Below are 15,156 nucleotides of genomic sequence, written 5' to 3' on the forward strand. Positions count from 1 at the left end.
TGAGCGCCCCGTGCACGCGCGCGGATGCCATCTCCAGACGCGCCCGCAAGGGAGCCCAGGCGTGCGATCACGCAGGCACCGCTCGCGCGTCCGCCCTCCGGGTCGCACGGCGAACGGAGCGCGCTCGTGCCCGGCTGCCTGCCCGCTAGCCTGAGTGCCATGCAACCCACCGGGCCCTACGCTGACGACCTGGCGCTCGCCCTGCGCATCGCCGACGAGGCTGACCGCCTCACCCTGAGCAACTTCGACGCTGACTCGCTCACCGTCGAGCTCAAGGCGGACGACACCCCTGTCACGGCCGTCGATCGCGAGGCAGAGCTGCTCATCCGCCGCCTGCTCGACGAGCACAGGCCTGCCGACGCCTTCCACGGCGAGGAGTTCGCCGACAAGGCCGGCGGCGCGCGCCAGTGGATCGTCGACCCCATCGACGGCACCAAGAACTACATCAGGGGCGTGCCCGTGTGGGCGACCCTCATCGCTCTGGTCGACGACGGCCGGCCGGTCCTGGGCGTCGTGAGCGCACCGGCGCTGGGCGCGCGATGGTTCGCCGCGAACGGCTCGGGCGCCTGGAAGGGCCTACGTGCGGCCGATGCGCGGCCGATCTCGGTGTCCGGCGTCACCTCGATGGCCGAGGCAAGCCTGTCGTACTCGTCGCTGTCCGGATGGGAGGAGCGAGGCCTGCTCGACGCCTTCCTCAATGTCACACGCTCCGTCTGGCGCACGCGCGCCTATGGCGACTTCTGGAGCTACATGATGGTCGCCGAGGGCTCGGTCGAGGCCGCGTGCGAGCCCGAGCTCGCGCTGCACGACATGGCCGCCCTGGTGCCCGTGGTCGAGGAGGCCGGTGGGACGTTCACGTCCCTCGCTGGGGAGCCGGGTCCGTTCGGAGGCGACGCGCTCGCCTCGAACGGCCACCTGCACCCCGCATTGCTCGAGGCGCTCGGCGGTCATTGAGCCCGGTGGCGCGTCGCGGCCCGGGCCGTGCACGCCGCGAGCGCGTGCTCAGAGCTCGAGGGCCGCGAGCTCTGAGGCGTCGTACCAGAGCAGGTCGCGCTCCTCGAGGCTCGCCAGGGCCTCAGCGTCGCCCTTGGCTGCAAGCGTCGCGAGCTCTCCACCGTCGGCCTCATCCACGAAGGCGCACGCGACAGAGTCCGGGTCCACACGGCCCACGAGCGTCACCGCCGCCGGGTGCCCTCCCGGGACCGGCGTGACGTCCTGGCGCGGGTAGTCGACCACGACCACGGCGCGCCGTGACGCTCCGAGCTCGAGCACCGCATCGGCCGCCGCGGCGTCCCTCACCTGCTCGGCGAGCTCCTCCTCGTCGTCGACCGCCGTGATGCCGAGCAGCCGTGGCGTGAGCGCATAGCCGGCGGCTGGCTCCCAGTGTCCTTCGACGGCGGCGGCGAGATCGGTCGGGATGACGGGCACGTAGACGCGCATGGTGTCAGTCTCCCACCGCTGCTCTCTCGGCGTCGGCGCGACGCGGCGGTGCGGGGGCGATGGCGGCATCCGCGACGGCGGCCGCGATCGTGGCGAGCGCGCGCCGTGCCCGCGAGCGGGGCGCACACTCGGCGAGAACCCGACCGGTCAGCACGGATGCATCCAGGGCCGCACCATCGAACGGGACGGTGAAGACGCTCGGCACGGATGCGAACCGCGCGAGGACATCAGCGACGGTCTCCTCCGGCCGCGCACCGGCGACCGAGGATCGCACGCGGTTGACGACCACCAGCGGGCTCGCGGCGACGTGCTCGGCGAGCGTGCCCAACCCGTGGATCAGTCGTTGCATCGCGACCGGCTCCGCACTCCCGACGGCGACCACCACGTCCGCGCTCGCCAGCGCCGTGATGGTCGCCGCGTTGCGTTGCGGCGCACGAGTGTCGTACTGCAGGTCCTCGTCCGCCTCGAGGCCGAACCCGCAGTCGACGATCACCAGGTCAGCGGCGAGCCGCGCCGAACCGAGCACCGCCTCCAGCGCCGACGCGGGCAGCTCCGGCCATCGCTCGGGGCGGGTGATCCCCGTCAGCACGGAGAACCTCTCCTCGATCACGACGGCGTAGCGGCTCAAGACGGCCGCGTCGACGCGCCCGCGCTGGGACTCGCGCACGGCTCCCACCAGCCCCGGGGCCTCGTCGGTCAGCCCGATCGCCTGAGCGACCGCGCCGCCGTAGGTGTCAGCGTCGACGAGCAGGACAGTCGTGCCCGACCGTGCGGCCTCCGCTGCGACATTGAGTGCGACGGTCGTTCGGCCCGGCGCGCCCGTTGGCCCCCACACTGCCACGATCGCTCCTGGCGGCATGGCGGACGCCGGCGCGACCGGAGGCGGGTCCCACCGCTCACGCAGCCGCGGATCCGCGAACGCACGCGCGACCCAGGTCGCGATCGCAGCCGGCTCCGCACCACGGGCCATCGCCGCAGGCGCCCCGAGCTCCCTCGCCTGGTCCACCGCGTCGTCATCGCCGGTGAGGACGAGCAGCGTCGGCACCGCGCGTCGCAGCAGGTCGATGGCTCCGCGCGTCAGCTGGGGCCCGTCGGTCACGATGACTGCGGCGCCGACCCCGGCGTCGGCCGCGGCCGCGGCCTCCGCCAGATCGGCGCACCTGCGGGCGACGGTGAGGTCGGGGTGCGCCTCGATCGCGGCGGCGATGGCGGTCTCCTCCTGCCCGTCGATCGCGAGGATCACGCCGACTCTCGCCATCAGCTGCCGCCGTGTCCGACGACGGAGACCTCTCCACCGGAGGCGACGGCATCGAGCACCGCGGCGACCTCATCGCGAGGAACCGTCACGTACACGGTCTCGCCGCCGCTCACGCTGAAGGCTCCATCGGCTCGAGCCACCTCCGCCACCACGAGGCCCGCCGCGACCAGCGTCGCCACGGGGTCGTCCCCTGCAGCGATCCAGAGGTCGACCGCGGAACCGGCGCCGATATTGGGAGCCAGCGGGGCGCTCGCGACCACGCCGAGCACGCGCCCATCGAAGGCGCCACCCGCGGACAGGGCAGCCGTGGGCAGCAGCTCGCCGGCTCCGACCGTTCGCGTGACGACATGCCCCCAGGGGGCCTCTCCCCCGACCGGCAGATAGGCGTCGCCTTCGACCTTAGCTCGAGTGACCGTCAGGTCTCCTTCAGCGAGGACCGTGCCCGGCACGAGCGCGCCGTGCGCAGAGTAGTACGCCTCCGTGCGGTCGGCGGCGCCCACCGCGGCGGCGACGCCCACGATCGCCGCGCACATCAGCAGGACGCCGGCGAGCAGCCGCGGATCGCGCCACGTGGGTCGTCGCAGCCGGCCCGCCACGCTGCCATCGTCCATGCTCGACCCCCCCGGGCGTGTGCGGCGGCGCACTCGTTGCGCCACTGCCGTTGGCGCCTATCCTGCCGACTGCTCGCGAATTCGCCAAGCCCCTGTGGACAGCGTCGGTCGCGCGATGCGCCCGTGCCACAATGACCGCATGACCGCTCGGTTCCTGACTCTCGAGTCCGTCCAGGAGGTGCTGAACATCTCCTCGCAGCAGGCCTATGCACTGGTGCGCAGCGGCGACCTGCCCGCGATCCAGGTCGGCGGCCGCGGTGTGTGGCGGGTCGAGGCCACCGAGCTCGAGAACTACATCGCACGCCAGTACGAGGCGTCTCGACAGCGCGCTTCGCAGGCGCGCGCCTCGGACGCCTAGCACCCCGAGCGCGGCTCTGGTCAGCGCGCGCTGACCTCGACGATCGACGCGATCGGGACGGTGCGGACCTCCCGCGGGGCATCGGCCTGGATGTCGATGTGGTCCGCGCCCACATCGTGGATGACTCCCACGACCTCGACGCCACAGCGGACGGACACCCGCGCCCGGTCACGGCTCAAGGCGCGCAGGGCGTGGGACAGAGTCAGGCGCTCCTCGACTGCGGTCAACGCATCGGCCCGCCGCGGCAGACCCGCGATCGCGGCAACCGAGGCCAGGGGCACCAGGCGCTGCAGCCCGTCGTCATCCAGCAGCAGCCATTGACCCCCTGAGTCGACCAGATCGCCTGCGATCCTGCTGCCATCTGCGAGGTCGACCGCCACCGCCGTGCCCCGCGCGGCCGCGATGCGCGCCGCCAACGCGACGGTCGCGCGCTCGCCTCGCGTGCGCTCCGCCACCTCGCGACGCCACTGCGATTCCTCCTGTGCGAGCGCCTGGCCCTCCAGATCCCTGAACAGCGCGTCCCATCGCATGCCCTCACGCTACGGCCAGCGCTGTCCACAGCCAAGGCCCGGGCACTCGACAGTTGCGCGCCACCGTTGTATACCTAGCATTATCAAAACGCATCAAACGTCATCAAGGAGCATCTCATGGTCTTCACGCCGCCGCCGAACGGCCCGCGATCACGAGTGCTGGCCGCGCTCGCCGTCATCGCCGCACCCGCCAGCGCGGTCGGCTTGGGCTCGCACGCATGGACGCTCGCGCGCACCGTCCAGCCGTCCACCGTGCAGCTTCACGACCTCGTCGCGCTGGGCGCGGCAGGAGCGGGCGCGGCCATCGCCACCGCTCTCACGCTCTCCGCCCTCGCGTTCGGCGCAACCTCGCCCGGCTCGCGTGCACGCGCCGCCGCAGCACGGTGCATGCCGCGCGCGTGGCGGCGGGTCGTCTCTGCCGCCGTGGGCGGAGCGGTCGCTACCGGCGCCTCGCTGCCCGCGGCCGCAGCTCCGGGCGCGGGATGGGAGGAGCCGGACCCCTCGACTCCACCGCCGGCTGCGGCCGGATGGGGCGGCGTTGCGGACGCGCCGGCAGCTCCGTCGACGCCGGACCTGGGTCGCCCACGGAGCTCGACCCCCGCGCACGACGTCGTGGTCGCTGCCGGCGACTCGCTGTGGGCGATCACCCAACGAGAGCACGGCGGCCCGCCCAATCAGATCGCCCGCGCGTGGCCCCAGCTGTACCGCGCGAACGAAGCCACGATCGGCGACGATCCCCATCTGATCCACCCTGGCCAGCGTCTCGAGCTCCCTGAGGGGTGGACGCGATGAGCGCGCAGCCGCTGTCCTCAGCGCAGCCGGCCCCCGGGCTGCTGCCGCGCGCACGCCGGGCGTTGGGCGATCCGACGCCCCTCGCATGCACCGTCGCCAAGGCGGCGATGGAGGCGGTGCTCGGAGGTCCGTCGCTCGACCCCTACGTCAGATGGCTCGACCCCGCCACGTTCAACCAGATCGCCCGTCAACGATCGCTCGCCCTTCGCGCAGGTCGCCGCCTGACGGGGCCAGTGGGCATCAGGCGAGCGCGCGCCTCGCGCGTCGCCCGCGATGCCGCCGAGGTCTCCGTGGTGATCGACTACGACGGTCGCTGCCGCGCCGCCGCCCTGCGCCTCGAGGAGGTCGCAGGACGTTGGCAGGTGACTCAACTGCTCCTGGGGTGAGGCTCAGACCTCGTTCTTGCCGTGGCAGGCCTTGTACTTCTTGCCGGAGCCGCAGGGGCACTGCGCGTTCTTGGCCGTGCCGGGGAAGGTCGCGCCGTCGTCGGAGGGCTTGTCTCCCGCCTTCGGGCCCGACTTCTTGACCGCGCCCGTGCCGTCGTCCGACGGTCCCGAGTAGGTCAGCGCGCCCATCGACGACTGCATCATGGTGCCCGGCGTGGCCGAACCGGTCGACACGGCGCGGCGCTGCTGCGGCGCCGCCTGTGCGGATGCACCGGATGCCGTCGAGGCCGCCGAGGCCTCGGTGAGTCCGGCACCCTCGGGCTGCTTCTCCCGCTTCTCGACGCGATACAGCACCTGCAGCGACTGCTCCTTGATCGAGTCCGTCATGGCCTCGAACAGCTGGAAGCCCTCGCGCTGGTACTCGATGAGCGGGTCGCGCTGGCCCATCGCACGCAGGCCGATGCCCTCCTTGAGGTAGTCCATCTCGTACAGGTGCTCGCGCCACTTCGCGTCCAGCACCTGCATCACGACCTGCCGCTCCACGGTGCGGGTGAGCTGCTCGCCCAGGCGCTCCTCGACGGCGTCGTACTGGACGCGCGCATCGGCGACCAGCTCGCGCGTGAGGAACGCGGTCGTGAGGCGGTCGAGCCCGCCGGCCTCCTCGATGAGCTCGTCCTCGGTCACCGACACCGGGTAGATCGAGCGGAGGTCCTTGATCAGCGCCTCGAGGTCCCAGTCCTCGGGAGAGCCCACGAGGGTCGCGGACTTCACGTAGGCGGTGACGACCTCCTCGATGAACTGCTCGATCTGATCGCGGAAGTCCTCGCCGTCCAGCACCCGGCGACGCTCGGCGTAGATGACGGAGCGCTGCGAGCTCATCACGTCGTCGTACTTGAGGATGTTCTTGCGGATCTCGGCGTTGCGGCCCTCGAGCTGGGCCTGCGCGGAGCGCACCCCGCGGGTGAGGACCTTCGACTCGATCGGCACGTCGTCGGGCAGCGCGCCGGAGTTCATCATGGTCGCCGCGAGCCCCGACTGGAACATGCGCATGAGGTCGTCCTCGAGGGACAGGTAGAAGCGGGACTCGCCCGGGTCGCCCTGACGTCCCGAGCGGCCGCGGAGCTGGTTGTCGATACGGCGCGACTCGTGGCGCTCGGTGCCCAGCACGTAGAGGCCGCCGGCAGCGAGAACCTCCTCGTGCTCGGTCGCGACGGCCGCCTTGGCCTCCTCGAGCACGCCGTCCCAGACCCGCTCGTACTCCTCCGGGTTCTCCTGGGGGTCGAGCCCGCGATCCGCCATCGCCTGGACGGCGCGGAACTCGGGGTTGCCGCCCAGCATGATGTCGGTGCCGCGGCCGGCCATGTTGGTGGCGACGGTGACGGCGCCCTTGCGGCCCGCCTCGGCGACGATCGACGCCTCCTTCTCGTGCTGCTTGGCGTTGAGCACCTCGTGCTTGATGCCGTGCTTGCGCAGCTCCTTGGAGAGCCTCTCCGACTTCTCGACGGACACCGTGCCCACCAGGACCGGCTGGCCATTCCTGTTGCGCTCGAGGATGTCCTCGATCACGGCGTCGAACTTCGCCTGCTCGGACTTGTACAGCAGGTCCGACTGGTCGGCGCGGATCATCGGCTTGTTGGTGGGGATCGGCACCACGCCCATGCCGTAGGTCGCGTTGAGCTCGGCGGCCTCGGTCTGCGCCGTGCCCGTCATGCCGGCGAGCTTCTCGTACTGGCGGAAGTAGTTCTGCAGGGTGATCGAGGCGTAGGTCTGGTTCTCCGCCTTGATGGCCACGCCCTCCTTGGCCTCGATCGCCTGGTGGAGGCCCTCCGAGTAGCGCCGGCCCTTGAGCAGGCGACCGGTGTGCTCGTCGACGATGTCGACCTCGCCGCCCTGGACTACGTAGTCGCGGTCGCGCTTGAACAGCTCCTTGGCCTTGACGGCGTTGTTGAGGAACCCGATGAGAGGCGTGTTCGCGGGGTCGTAGAGGTTCTCGATGCCGAGCGCCTTCTCGACCTTGTCGATGCCGGGCTCGAGCATGCCGACGGCGCGCTTCTTCTCCTCGACCTCATAGTCCTCGTCGATGACGAGGGACGCCGCGATGCGTGAGAACTCTTGGTACCACTTGCCGTGGTCGGCCTGCGCGGGCCCGGAGATGATGAGCGGGGTCCTCGCCTCGTCGATGAGGATCGAGTCCACCTCGTCGACGATCGCGTAGTGATAGCCGCGGTGCACGAGCTGCTTGGGGTCGAGCACCATGTTGTCGCGCAGGTGGTCGAAGCCGAACTCGTTGTTGGTGCCGTAGGTGATGTCCGCGGCGTACTGCTCGCGGCGCTGCTCAGGCGCCATCCCTGACAGGATGCAGCCGGTCTCCATCCCGAGGAACCGGAACACGCGACCCATGAGCTCGGACTGGTAGCTCGCGAGGTAGTCATTGACGGTGACGACGTGGACGCCGCGTCCGGTGAGGGCGTTGAGGTACGCGGGCAGCGTCGCGACCAGCGTCTTGCCCTCACCGGTCTTCATCTCCGCGATGTCGCCGCCGTGGAGCGCCGCCCCACCCATGATCTGCACGTCGTACGGACGCTGGCCGAGCGTGCGGCGCGCCGCCTCGCGGACCGCCGCGAATGCCTCCGGCATGAGGGAGTCGAGCGACTCGCCGCCCTCGTGACGCTCCTTGAACTCGTCGGTCAGTGCACGCAGCTCGTCGTCAGAGAGCTCCTCGTACACGCTCTCCATGGCGTTCGTCAGGGCGACGACCCTGCTCAGTCGGCGCAGCACGCGCCCTTCGCCCATGCGGATGAACCGGTCGACAACAGACACGAATGACTCCTCAAGGTGTGGATATCCACCAGCCATCGTAGGCGCTCACGCGGGAGCGCCCTGCGCGTCTCGCTGTGGGCGCAACGCCACGACGGCCGATGCGAGGGCGGCGCCTCCGACCACGCCCCACCACCCCAGCCGCTCGCCGAGCACCACGGCACCCAGGATGGCCGCGACGAGCGGCTCGAGCAGCGACACGACGGTCGCGACGAAGGGCGGGACGGTGACGAGCCCGGCGAGATACGCCACGTACGCCAGACCTGTGGAGAAGAGCCCCATCGACAGCGCCACGGCCCAGCCGTCGACGCCCAGGGGCGCGCCCCACCCGCTGAGCAGCGCGATCGGCAGCACCATCACCGCGCCCGCGGTAAACGACAGCGCGACCAGCCGCACCGACCCCAGCCCTGCCACCGGCACCCGGTTGACCACCGTGATCGCCGCGAACGCCGCGCCGGTGGCGAGCGCCACGGCGACCCCCGCCAGCGCATCGGCCCCACCAGATATCGAGGAGGCGCTCAGCGCGACCAGTCCCACGAGCGCGAGCGCGAGCGCCGCGAGCGAGCGGGGCGCCGGCGCACGCCGCAGCGCGATCGCGTCCCAGAGCGCCACCCACAGCGGCGCGGAGCCGATGGTGACGAGCGTCGCCAGGCCCACGCCCGCGAGCGCGATCCCCGTGAAGTACAGCACCTCGAACAGCGCCGTGAGAGCCGCGGTGACGAGGACCCGCCGCCAGGCGGCGCGCCCCATGCCCTGCGGGCCTCCTCGCAGACCCACCCACAGCGACAGCGCGACTCCAGCGATGAGCATGCGCCAGAACGCGACGGACGCCGGCGGCATGCCGGAGCCGTCGGCGAGCACAGCGCCCAGGAGTCCGCCCGTGCCCCACAGGCATGCCGCCGCGACCACCAGGAAGAAGTCACGGGTTCGCACGGCCCGATGCTAGTCGTGCCCGATGCTCGTCGTGCACGGTGCTCGTCTTACCCGATGCTGCCCGTCAGGCGCGCGAGGGGCGCGGGGCCCACGGTCCCGCGCCCCGAGAGCGTGGTGGGGTCAGGCCGTCTCGCGGCTCGCCTGAGCGTCCTCCTCGATGCGGATCACGCCGTAGGTCCAACCGCGGCGGCGATAGACGGCCGACGCGAGAGACGTGTCCGCGTCGATGAACAGGTAGAAGTCGTGCCCCACGAGCTCCATCTGGTCGATCGCCTCCGACACGGTCATGGGAGCCGCCTTGTGCGTCTTGGAGCGAATGGAGATGGGAGTGCCGTCGACGGGCACCTCGACGGTGGACCCCTCGGGAGCGCCTTCCCACGCCTCGACGCTCTGCACGCCATCGTCCGCGGGTGCCGGCGCGGGATCGGGGGCCGATGCGGCCGCGAGATCCTGCGCGACGACGGCGTGCAGCGACGGCTTGGACTTGTGCCTGGTCGCGCGCCGCTCGTGCTGCTTGCGCAGCTGCTCGACGATGCGCGCGTTGGCGCGCTCGAAGGCGACGTGGCGGTCGTCCGCAGCCGCCTCCGCGCGGATCACGCCATGGTTGTGGACGGTGATCTCCACCCGTTCGCGATCGGACGCCAGCCTCGGGTTGCGCTCGTGAACCACGTTCACCTCGGCGCGCGTGGCGCGCGGAGCGAGAGATTGGACCTTCTCCATCTTGTCGAAGATCAGCTGGCGCATGTCCTCGGAGACCTTGGTGTGGCGTCCGACGATCGCAATGTCCATGGTGGAGCTCCTTCTGCTGCTGGTGGGTGGCCAGGCGGCCAGGACTTCAGGTGGTGGCGGCGCCTCAGTTGCGCCAGCGGCATCACCTCCCAGCACATCGAAGGTGACGACTGTCGTCGTCTGTTCCTCAGGGTAGCCCGGCCCGCGCTCTCGCGCGACCAGTGTCGACGAACGTCGCGGTGAGCGCCCCGACCACGGTCGCCCCGGCGCGTTCGAGCGCCTCGACGCAGCCCGCGATGGTCGCTCCCGTGGTCAGCACATCGTCGATCAGCAGCACCGGCGCGGACGGCGCGGACGTGCAACTGATGGACCGTGCGCCCTCGCGCCATCGCCCGCGCGCCGATCGTCCGCGCGACTCCCCAGCACCGATGCGCAGGACGGCCTCGCACGTCGCCCGCATCCCGGCGTCATCGCACCCGAGCGCTGTGCCTCGCGCGAGTGCCCGAGGAAGGTCCGCGCCCCGCCTGCGGGTGCTCGCTCGCCGCGCGGGCGCGGGAACCACCGCCAGCGAGTACGCACCGTGAGCGAGGAGCGTGGTGGCGACCTCCGCCGCGGCACGGCGCATGGCGCTGGCGAGCCAACCATCGAGGTCGCGCCTCGAGCCATCCTTCCACGCCGCGATGGTGCCCCCTGTCGGGCCGTCGAGCGGCGCGATGGACCACACCGGCAGCGCCGCGCGGTCAGCGATGTCGAGTCGCGGCGCGAGGCCCTCGACGCGGACGGGCTGCTCCCACCAGGGAGCGGCACACGTCTGGCACAGCCGCGCGTCGGGCAGCCCGCACCCCGGACAGGACACGGGCACCGCGAGTCTCGCGAGCGTGGCCGCGAGCCTCCAGGGAGCGCCGTCTCGCGCGAAGGCGTCCCCACGCACCCCATCCGACGCCTGTGGCCCGTTCACCACGCCAGACTCGCGCACTCGGCGGCGCGAACGGGCCACCGATGCGCGGGCCGGGGGACGTCGTACGCCTTGGCCCGGCCTGGGGACGGGTCAGCCCGAGTAGGCGAGCTCCGAGACGCCCTCCACCACGGGCACCCACGTCGACCCTGAGCGCTCCTCGGCATGGCCATCCGAGGCGACGACGAGGATCGACGTCTCGCCGGCTCTGGCCGCGAAGTCGACAGCGTCGCGGATGGTCTGGATCGGGCGCGTGCCGCCGCCCACCTCGACGAGCCACAGCGTGGTGGGCGCGCCTTCCTGCACCTCGCCCAGCACGCCGACGGTGGTGTCATCTGACCACTCCACCTCGACGGCCGCGCCCACCCCCGAGCCCACCACGATGGGATCGGCGATGGCCGTCGGGACGCCGTTGCCGTCGCGCACGATCGCCGCGACCTCGACGACCGGCTGGCCGCCCGCTCGAGACACCACGGCTACTCGCGTTCCCTCCCGGGAGACCGCGAGATCCGTGATGCTGCGGGTCTGGATCCACTCGGTCGCGAGCCACGACACCGTGCCATCCGGTGCTATGGCCGCGAGTCCGCGGGTGCCGACGCTCTCCGCCGTCCACACGTAGCCGTGCCGGTCGAACGACGGGGAGACCAGGTCGTCGCCGTCGAGGAGCATGGTCGTGTCGAGCGCGGACTCGACGGGCGCTGGCTCTGCATCGGGGTCGACGGGAACGGTCGGTTGCTGGCCGAGCACGTCCGTGGCCAGCAGGTTGCCGCTGTCGACGAACGCGACCGCGCCGCCGGCATACGCGCGGGCGAGTCCTTCGGCGCCGGCACTCACTCCCCCGAGCGCCGGGTCCGTCGCCGTGAGCGAGTCGCCGTTCCACGTCCCGAGCCGCCTTCCGACGAACGCCGCTGCCTCGACCTCCGGCACCGGCGCCGGCGCCAGCTCGATCTCGCCCGCGGTCGCGATCGGCAGTCCGCCGCTGAGCACCTCGACACGAGACACCGTCGGCAGCGCGGTGAGCATCGCCTCCATCTGCGCCTGGGCGAGCGACCGCTGCTCGGGTGTGCCCGCGGACTGCGCGGTGACGTCGACGGTCGCGACGCCCTCCTCGACCACGACGGACTGGACCGCCAGCCCCGCCGCCGCGGGGAAGCCGGTGACCACCGCATCGGCGAGCCAGGGGGAAGGCCCCTCGATGAGCTCCCGCGCGGCCGAGGTCGCGATGTTGTTGTCGGGAAGCCACCGCAGCTCGGGCACCGCCGTGGTGAGGTCCGCGGTCGCGAAGACCAGGTCGACGGCGCGGAAGAAGCGGTCGAAGCTCGCCTGCGACATCACCACGCCGTCCGCGAGCTCGGAGATGCGCCACTGGCCATCCTCGCTCTGGCTGAGCTCGAACTCCAGGGGCGCGACCGCATCGTCAGCGGCGTCGAGCCGCCGACCGGAGTCGTCGATCGTGCTGGCGAGCGGGACCGGATAGGACACCGTGCTCGTGGCGACGTTCCACTCGGGCGTCACGCCGCCCGAGTCGTACACCAGCGTCTGCGCCGTCGGATTCCAGGTGCTCGCCGCCTCGTCCGTGAGGAACTCGCGGGCGACGTCGAACGTGGTGGCGACACCGCTGGCGGAAGCGGTGAGGAAGCCGGTGACGATCGCCGCCGGGCCGTCGGTGGGGCGCGGACCCTCGAGGATGGGCACGAGTGGCGCCACCGGAGCGAGCTCGGCATCGCCCTCCTCGACAGGCCCCGAGGTCGGTATCGAGGCGCATCCGGCCAGGGCGACGGCGGTGGCGGCCGCGACCATCGTGGCGCGCCTCATGCCTTGACCTCCGTGTCCTGGCCGTCTCTGCGCAGCCAGATGCCCTCCTGCAGCGTGACGGGCGGCCCGACCTTCTCGAACTCGCGGTCGCGCATGACGAGCGCGAGTGGGGCGTTCTTGCCCAGCCCCTCCGACGTGCGCGGGAGCAGCAGCCGAAAGCTCGCGCCGTGGCCGGGCGAGCCCCACACGTCGAGGGTGCCGTCGTGCAGCAGCGCGTCCTCGCGCGCGATCGACAGGCCCAGCCCCGTGCCGCCCATGGTTCGCGCCCGCGCCGAGTCCGCGCGCCAGAAGCGGTCGAACACCCGCTCCACCTGGTGGGGGGTGAGGCCCACGCCGTAGTCGCGCACCACCACCGCCACGCCGCGCCGGTTCGACCGGACGGCGATGTCCACCGGGGTGCCCTGGCAGTGTTCGATCGCGTTGGACAGCAGGTTGCGGACGATGCGGCCGACCCGAGGCCGGTCCATGGACGCCGTGTTCGGCCCGTCGGCGACGTAGAGCCGCAGGGAGACGCCGAGATCGTGAGCGATGGGTGCGACCGCGTCCACCTCGTCGCGCACCACGGCCGCGAGGTCGTGCTCCTCGAACTCGAGCTGCGCGGCGCCGGCGTCGATGCGGGAGATCTCGAGCAGGTCGCTCAGCAGCGCCTCGAAGCGGTCCAGCTGGGTGCTGAGCAGCTCGGCGGAGCGAGCGACGTGCGGAGCGAAGTCGCCGCGCGCGTCGTGGAGCACGTCGGAGGCCATGCGGATGGTGGTGAGCGGCGTGCGCAGCTCGTGGGACACGTCGGAGACGAACCGGCGCTGCAGGCGCGACAGGTGCTCCATGCGGGTGATCTGGCGCTGGAGCGACTCGGCCATCTCGTTGAAGGTCTGCGCGAGCGTCGCCATCTCATCATGCCCGCGCACCGTCATGCGCTCGGACAGCCGACCCTCGGCGAGCCTCGAGGCGACCCTGGCCGCCTGGCGGACGGGGCGCACCGCTTGAGCGGTGACGAACCAGGTCATCGCCACGACGAGCGCGACCAGCACGATGGCGCCGATCGCGAGCACGCGCTGGATGAGCGCGAGCGTCGCGGCCTCGTCGGCGAGCGAGTACACGAAGTACAGCTCATACGGGCCAGCGACCGGGATGTCGAGCTCGCTGCCCACCACCACCCCAGGCGCGCCGTCCGCTGGCAGCTCGACGTACTGCCACGGCTGCGTGGCGCCGTCGCGGACGGCGTCGCGCATGTCAGGGGAAACGACGGTGCGCAGGCCCTCCACGGACTCGCCGACGATCAGCGGCACCGCGGAGTCATTGTCGGGACTGCGCAGCATCACGAGGCCCCTGCTCTCGCCGCCGAGCCCATTGAGCTCGCGTTGCAGGTCGTTGACGAAGGTCTGGAGCTCGTCGGGGTTCGCGGCCGTGGTCGTGGCCGCGCGCAGCTGGGCGATGGCCGCGTCCTGCGCGCTCTCGGCGAGCACGCGGTCGACGCGCTCGTCCACCAGCCCGTCACGAATGTCGGTGGTGACGTACGCGCCGAGGAGGACGACGGTGCCGATGCCGACCACGAGCGTGGACGCCACGAAGCGCAGCGACATCGACCGAGACCACCGCCGCAGCCCCTGCTCCAGCGGAGCGATCAGGACGGCGCCGACCGAGCGCGCCGTGGGCCTCACGTCTGGTGCGCGCCCGCCTTGTAGCCCACGCCCCGCACCGTCTGGATGATCTCGGGGTTCTCGGGGTCGCGCTCGATCTTGGCGCGCAGGCGCTGGATGTGCACGTTGACCAGCCGGGTGTCGGCGGCGTGCCGGTAGCCCCACACGTCCTCGAGCAGCACCTCGCGCGTGAACACCTGGCCGGGCGCCCGCGCGAGCGTGACCAGCACGTCGAACTCGAGCGGGGTGAGAGGGATGGTCTCGCCGTCGCGCATCACCCGGTGTCCGGTCACGTCGATCTCGAGATCGCCGATGCGCACGACGGCTGGCGCCGCGTTGTCGTTGCGGCGCAGGCGGGCGCGCACACGCGCGATCAGCTCGCGCGGCTTGAACGGCTTGGGGATGTAGTCGTCGGCACCCGACTCGAGCCCCAGCACGACGTCGACCGTGTCGGACTTCGCGGTGAGCATGATGATCGGCACCCCGGACTCGGCACGGATCTCGCGGCAGATGTCGATGCCGCTCTTGCCAGGAAGCATCAGGTCGAGCAGGATCACGTCCGGCGCCTGCTCGCGGAACACCTCGAGCGCCCGGTCGCCGTGGTCGCAGAAGACAGGCTCGAAGCCATCGCCGCGCAGGACGATGCCGGTCATCTCGGCCACGGCGGGATCATCGTCGACCACCAGGATTCGTGCCGTCATGCGCCCATCTTGCCACGCGCGCCCCGCCACCAGCCGCGACGCCCCTCGGCTCGGCCGGTGCGGCATGGCAGGATAGGCCGCACCGACGAGGAGGAGCAGTGAGCGACAGCGCGCCGGGATGGTCCGGCACCGGGGGAACGCCCGATGCCGCGCAGCCCCCACGATCTCCATCAGAGCCGAGCCCGCAGTCCTGG

15 protein-coding genes are annotated in these 15,156 nt (G+C 71.8%); 4 read left to right on the forward strand and 11 right to left on the reverse strand.

From position 1 onward, the window contains the following. The first annotated feature begins 159 nt into the window (after nt 1-159). Nucleotides 160-954: a histidinol-phosphatase gene (gene hisN, locus B7K22_RS02895; RefSeq protein ID WP_084038262.1), complete on the forward strand. Its 795-nt coding sequence runs from the start codon at nt 160-162 to the stop codon at nt 952-954. Nucleotides 955-1,002: 48 nt separating this feature from the next. Here hisN and B7K22_RS02900 read toward each other — a convergent pair whose 3' ends face one another. The 3 genes from B7K22_RS02900 to B7K22_RS02910 are packed head-to-tail and all read right to left on the reverse strand — an operon-like array spanning nt 1,003 to nt 3,309. After that, nucleotides 1,003-1,440, reverse strand: a complete 438-nt coding sequence (locus tag B7K22_RS02900) for a hypothetical protein (protein ID WP_084038263.1) — start codon at nt 1,438-1,440, stop codon at nt 1,003-1,005. A gap of 4 nt (nt 1,441-1,444) precedes the next feature. After that, nucleotides 1,445-2,698, reverse strand: coding sequence for a hypothetical protein (locus tag B7K22_RS02905; RefSeq protein ID WP_084038264.1), 1,254 nt, complete (start codon nt 2,696-2,698; stop codon nt 1,445-1,447). After that, nucleotides 2,698-3,309: a hypothetical protein gene (locus tag B7K22_RS02910; protein WP_084038265.1), complete on the reverse strand. Its 612-nt coding sequence runs from the start codon at nt 3,307-3,309 to the stop codon at nt 2,698-2,700. The genes B7K22_RS02905 and B7K22_RS02910 overlap by 1 nt, the downstream gene beginning before the upstream one ends. A gap of 139 nt (nt 3,310-3,448) precedes the next feature. On the opposite strand from B7K22_RS02910, the gene B7K22_RS02915 reads away from it, so the two are divergent. Further along, complete coding sequence (locus tag B7K22_RS02915) at nt 3,449-3,667, forward strand: helix-turn-helix domain-containing protein (protein WP_084038266.1); 219 nt, start codon at nt 3,449-3,451, stop codon at nt 3,665-3,667. 20 nt (nt 3,668-3,687) lie between these two features. Here B7K22_RS02915 and B7K22_RS02920 read toward each other — a convergent pair whose 3' ends face one another. Continuing rightward, nucleotides 3,688-4,197 carry a hypothetical protein gene (locus B7K22_RS02920; protein WP_084038267.1) on the reverse strand — a complete coding sequence of 170 codons (510 nt, stop codon included), beginning with the start codon at nt 4,195-4,197 and terminating at the stop codon, nt 3,688-3,690. Between the two features lie 117 nt (nt 4,198-4,314). Here B7K22_RS02920 and B7K22_RS02925 point away from each other — a divergent pair, with 117 nt between their 5' ends. Then, nucleotides 4,315-4,989, forward strand: a complete 675-nt coding sequence (locus B7K22_RS02925) for a LysM peptidoglycan-binding domain-containing protein (RefSeq protein ID WP_084038268.1) — start codon at nt 4,315-4,317, stop codon at nt 4,987-4,989. After that, nucleotides 4,986-5,375: an Rv3235 family protein gene (locus tag B7K22_RS02930; protein ID WP_144276205.1), complete on the forward strand. Its 390-nt coding sequence runs from the start codon at nt 4,986-4,988 to the stop codon at nt 5,373-5,375. Before B7K22_RS02925 ends, B7K22_RS02930 begins: the two co-directional genes overlap by 4 nt. 3 nt (nt 5,376-5,378) lie before the next feature. Here B7K22_RS02930 and secA read toward each other — a convergent pair whose 3' ends face one another. The 7 genes from secA to mtrA all read right to left on the reverse strand — a co-directional run bounded on the left by secA (nt 5,379) and on the right by mtrA (nt 14,962). Continuing rightward, nucleotides 5,379-8,231: a preprotein translocase subunit SecA gene (gene secA / locus B7K22_RS02935; RefSeq protein WP_084038270.1), complete on the reverse strand. Its 2,853-nt coding sequence runs from the start codon at nt 8,229-8,231 to the stop codon at nt 5,379-5,381. A gap of 9 nt (nt 8,232-8,240) precedes the next feature. Next, the gene (locus tag B7K22_RS02940) at nt 8,241-9,125 is read right to left on the reverse strand and encodes a DMT family transporter (protein ID WP_084038271.1); all 885 of its coding nucleotides are present in this window, start codon (nt 9,123-9,125) and stop codon (nt 8,241-8,243) included. Between the two features lie 120 nt (nt 9,126-9,245). Beyond that, the gene (gene hpf / locus B7K22_RS02945; RefSeq protein WP_084038272.1) at nt 9,246-9,914 is read right to left on the reverse strand and encodes a ribosome hibernation-promoting factor, HPF/YfiA family; all 669 of its coding nucleotides are present in this window, start codon (nt 9,912-9,914) and stop codon (nt 9,246-9,248) included. A 127-nt stretch (nt 9,915-10,041) separates the two neighbouring features. Further along, complete coding sequence (locus tag B7K22_RS02950; RefSeq protein WP_144276206.1) at nt 10,042-10,812, reverse strand: ComF family protein; 771 nt, start codon at nt 10,810-10,812, stop codon at nt 10,042-10,044. Nucleotides 10,813-10,902: 90 nt separating this feature from the next. Beyond that, nucleotides 10,903-12,624 (reverse strand): LpqB family beta-propeller domain-containing protein, encoded by a 1,722-nt coding sequence (locus B7K22_RS02955; protein WP_084038274.1) that lies wholly within the window; start codon nt 12,622-12,624, stop codon nt 10,903-10,905. Next, the gene (mtrB, locus tag B7K22_RS02960) at nt 12,621-14,204 is read right to left on the reverse strand and encodes an MtrAB system histidine kinase MtrB (RefSeq protein WP_234983290.1); all 1,584 of its coding nucleotides are present in this window, start codon (nt 14,202-14,204) and stop codon (nt 12,621-12,623) included. Before mtrB ends, B7K22_RS02955 begins: the two co-directional genes overlap by 4 nt. 74 nt (nt 14,205-14,278) lie before the next feature. Continuing rightward, on the reverse strand, nt 14,279-14,962 hold the full coding sequence (gene mtrA, locus B7K22_RS02965) for an MtrAB system response regulator MtrA (protein WP_084038276.1): 684 nt from the start codon (nt 14,960-14,962) through the stop codon (nt 14,279-14,281). Nucleotides 14,963-15,156 lie beyond the last annotated feature (194 nt).

The organism is Demequina sp. NBRC 110053 (genome assembly GCF_002090095.1).
Classification (GTDB): domain Bacteria; phylum Actinomycetota; class Actinomycetes; order Actinomycetales; family Demequinaceae; genus Demequina.

Coding starts and splice junctions, on each gene's coding strand:
- hisN (WP_084038262.1), top strand. CDS start 160: ATGCAACCCACCGGGCCCTACGCTGACGACCTGGCGCTCGCCCTGCGC.
- B7K22_RS02920 (WP_084038267.1), bottom strand. CDS start 4,197: ATGCGATGGGACGCGCTGTTCAGGGATCTGGAGGGCCAGGCGCTCGCA.
- mtrB (WP_234983290.1), bottom strand. CDS start 14,204: ATGTCGCTGCGCTTCGTGGCGTCCACGCTCGTGGTCGGCATCGGCACC.
- B7K22_RS02905 (WP_084038264.1), bottom strand. CDS start 2,698: ATGGCGAGAGTCGGCGTGATCCTCGCGATCGACGGGCAGGAGGAGACC.
- hpf (WP_084038272.1), bottom strand. CDS start 9,914: ATGGACATTGCGATCGTCGGACGCCACACCAAGGTCTCCGAGGACATG.
- mtrA (WP_084038276.1), bottom strand. CDS start 14,962: ATGACGGCACGAATCCTGGTGGTCGACGATGATCCCGCCGTGGCCGAG.
- B7K22_RS02930 (WP_144276205.1), top strand. CDS start 4,986: ATGAGCGCGCAGCCGCTGTCCTCAGCGCAGCCGGCCCCCGGGCTGCTG.
- secA (WP_084038270.1), bottom strand. CDS start 8,231: ATGGCTGGTGGATATCCACACCTTGAGGAGTCATTCGTGTCTGTTGTC.
- B7K22_RS02955 (WP_084038274.1), bottom strand. CDS start 12,624: ATGAGGCGCGCCACGATGGTCGCGGCCGCCACCGCCGTCGCCCTGGCC.
- B7K22_RS02900 (WP_084038263.1), bottom strand. CDS start 1,440: ATGCGCGTCTACGTGCCCGTCATCCCGACCGATCTCGCCGCCGCCGTC.
- B7K22_RS02915 (WP_084038266.1), top strand. CDS start 3,449: ATGACCGCTCGGTTCCTGACTCTCGAGTCCGTCCAGGAGGTGCTGAAC.
- B7K22_RS02925 (WP_084038268.1), top strand. CDS start 4,315: ATGGTCTTCACGCCGCCGCCGAACGGCCCGCGATCACGAGTGCTGGCC.
- B7K22_RS02910 (WP_084038265.1), bottom strand. CDS start 3,309: ATGGACGATGGCAGCGTGGCGGGCCGGCTGCGACGACCCACGTGGCGC.